Origin of the sequence: Sulfuritalea sp. (genome assembly GCF_017302275.1) — a bacterium.
In the GTDB taxonomy this organism is placed as follows: Bacteria; Pseudomonadota; Gammaproteobacteria; order Burkholderiales; family Rhodocyclaceae; genus Sulfuritalea.
This window is the reverse complement of record NZ_JAFLDR010000088.1, coordinates 1-2,733: the sequence shown is the minus strand read 5'-3', so window position 1 is coordinate 2,733 and position 2,733 is coordinate 1. Positions and strand designations below refer to the sequence as shown.

The window sequence follows — 2,733 nt, the reverse complement described above, 5'->3', positions numbered from 1 at the left end:
CCGGCTGCCAGCGGGCGCCCTGCGCCGGGTGCAGCAGGGCATGGCCCAGCTCGGGCGCCGGCGCGCCGCCGATTCCATGCAGCAGGCATCGTCCGTGCTCCGCCATGCCGTGCGCATCACCCGCGGCCGCCGCGCGCGCGTAGGCATCACGCGCCGCGGCCGGATCGACTTCGCCGCCCTCGCCGCGCTCGTGGCATTCGCCCAGCCAAACCCAGGCCGAGGCATCGCCCAACTCCGCCGCGCGGCGATACCAACCCAGCGCGGCCCGCTTGTCCTCGGCAACGCCGTCGCCCCAGCGACAGGCGTGCCCTATCTTCAGGTGCGCCCGCACATGCCCATTGGCCGCAGCGGCCTTCCACCATCGCAGCGCGGCGACCAGGTCGCGCCCGCCGCTGCCCACGCCATACGCGAGGCATTCGCCCAGCTCGAATTCAGCTTCGCGGCTGCCGCCCTCCGCCGCGCGTCGATACCAATCCAAGCCAGCTTCGGGATCGCGCGCCATGCCGACGCCGAACGTCGCGCACTGGCCGAGCAGGAACATCGCCGCTGCTACCCCGCCATCCGCGGCGGCACGAAAATGCACGATGGCGGATCGCGGCTCGGCCACCGCCGCGACCCCGCCGTAGAGGCACATGCCCAGCGAATAGCTGGCGCTGGCCACGCCCCCTGCTGCCGCCTCCCGCCACAAGCGACACGCCGCCGCGCGATCCTCGGCGACGCCGCGACCGAAGAAATGGCAGCGCGCCAGCAGGTCGGCGGCCGCCGCATGCCCCTGTGCCGCGGCCTGTTGCAGCCAGAGAACCGCCGAGGGGTAGTCCGGCGCAACCCCTTCCCCGCCGAGATACTGCAAGCGGCCCATCCAGTACTGCGCCAGTGGCACGCCCCGCGCCGCTGAAAGGGCGAACAGGCGCGCCGCCTCGACGGTATCGCGAGGCAGGCCGCAGCCGTGCTGCAGCAGCCAGCCCAGTACCGCAAGCCCTGTCGCACAGTCGGTCTCGGCGCTGCGCAGGGCCCAGCGCAGCGCGGTCGCAGGCATTCGCGCAACCCGGTCGCCATGCGCGTGGCGCCAGGCCAGTTCCGCTTGGGCGTTGCCATTGCCGCCGGCCGCCATCCGCTGCAACTCGGTAGCGGCGAGGCTGCTCCAGAAATCCTGCGGGCGACCCAGAAGCTCCAGGCCGCGGGCCGCACCGCGTTCGACCAGCGGCGCGTCGATGGCGCCGCGAAACAACCCGATCAGGGTTGCGGGCGCGAGGGGGATCGGTGGCTGGGTCATCGGAGTTGAATCATGCCGTATCCAGCAGACGCGATGGCAAGTGCCGATTCCCGGCGGTGGCGCCACCGTATCGCGGCAGGCGATGTCCGACCCGCCCGGTTCAGGCGGCCGCCCCTGACCCGAACGGCAACCGGCAGACTGGCACAGCCGCATCGGTTTTGCTTCGCCGGCCTCCGCAATACATCGCCGCCGCAGATGCGGACACTCTCAGGCTGGAATGACCCGGTTCTTGCCCGCTCGCTTGGCGCGATACATGGCGGCGTCGGCACGCTTCAAAGCCTCGTAGGGGTCCTCGGTATCATTTATTTCGGCAACGCCGCAACTGAAGGTGATCAGCACCTTCTCGTTGTTGTTGAGGAAGAACTCACGCGTAAGTTCGCGCTGGGCCCTGATCATGACACCCACGGCATCCTCGATTGCAGTGTTGGGCAGCAGCACGACGAACTCCTCGCCGCCGTAACGCGCCAGCGCATCCTGTGGCCGCACCGTGGATTCGACCACCTTGGTCAGGTGCACCAGTGCGGCGTCGCCGGCAGCGTGTCCGAGGCTGTCGTTGAGTGTCTTGAAATTGTCGATGTCAAGCAACGCCAGGCTCAGGGTTCCGCTGTGGCGCCGCAGGCGGGCGATCTCCTTCTCCAGCGCCTCGTCGAGGCCCTTGCGGTTCAGTGCGCCGGTCAGGGCGTCATGCCGAACCAGGTCGCTGGCGCTGGCAAGTTCGTTGCGGGTGCGTGCCACCGCCTCCTCGGCATCCTTGACCCGCGAGCGCATGGTGTTCATCTCGTCGCGCGAACGCGCCGTATTGACCTGCACCACTCGCGTCTCGCGCATCACCTCGTCGAGTACGTCGGCAAGTTCGGTGATGTCGCTCGCCTTGGATATCTTCGCGGCGCAGTTCTCGATCTTGTTGTGGTAATCGCTGGTGGTCTCGGAGAAATCCGCCAGGCGGTCAACGAAGGTCGCCAGCATCAGCTTGAGGCGGTCGTTGGCCTCGTGCAGATTCTTCTTCAGCGCGCTTTGCTTGACGATGACATCCTTCATGCGTCGTTCGACGTCGTCCAGGCGGCGCAGGCTCAAGGGTTGCTGGATCAGGTCGCGCACGACCTTGATCTGGCCGGAGAGCCATTGGTCCTCAAGTACCAGTTCGCCGATGTTCTCGATGACGAGCTGCACCAGGTGCAGCAGTGCGCTGGCCATTTCGGACTGATCCTCGGCGACGAAAAGCGCCCGGTAGCAGAGCTTCTTCAATCGTTCCGAAAGGCCCGCCAGGGCGTCCGGTGTTTGCGCGGCGCGAATCGACGCGGCAATTTCGGACGCCTCGGTGGCGAGTTCGGGGCTGTCGCGCAGGACGATGGACAGGGTGTTGTCCAGCAGCTGGCCGATAATCTCGCGCAGGTCGAGTATGCCGCCCTGCCAGGCGGACTGCGGCCCCGGGCGTGTTGTTGATGAGGCGACGGGCGCCG

2 protein-coding genes are annotated in these 2,733 nt (G+C 68.0%); both read right to left on the bottom strand.

Going from position 1 to position 2,733, the window contains the following annotated elements; translation table 11 throughout:
- The coding region (locus J0M27_RS21295) for a tetratricopeptide repeat protein (protein ID WP_294996721.1) at nt 1-1,273 on the bottom strand (1,273 nt) is incomplete at its 3' end.
- Between the two features lie 207 nt (nt 1,274-1,480).
- A partial coding sequence (locus J0M27_RS21290; RefSeq protein WP_294996719.1) for a GGDEF domain-containing protein occupies nt 1,481-2,733 on the bottom strand: 1,253 nt, incomplete at its 5' end.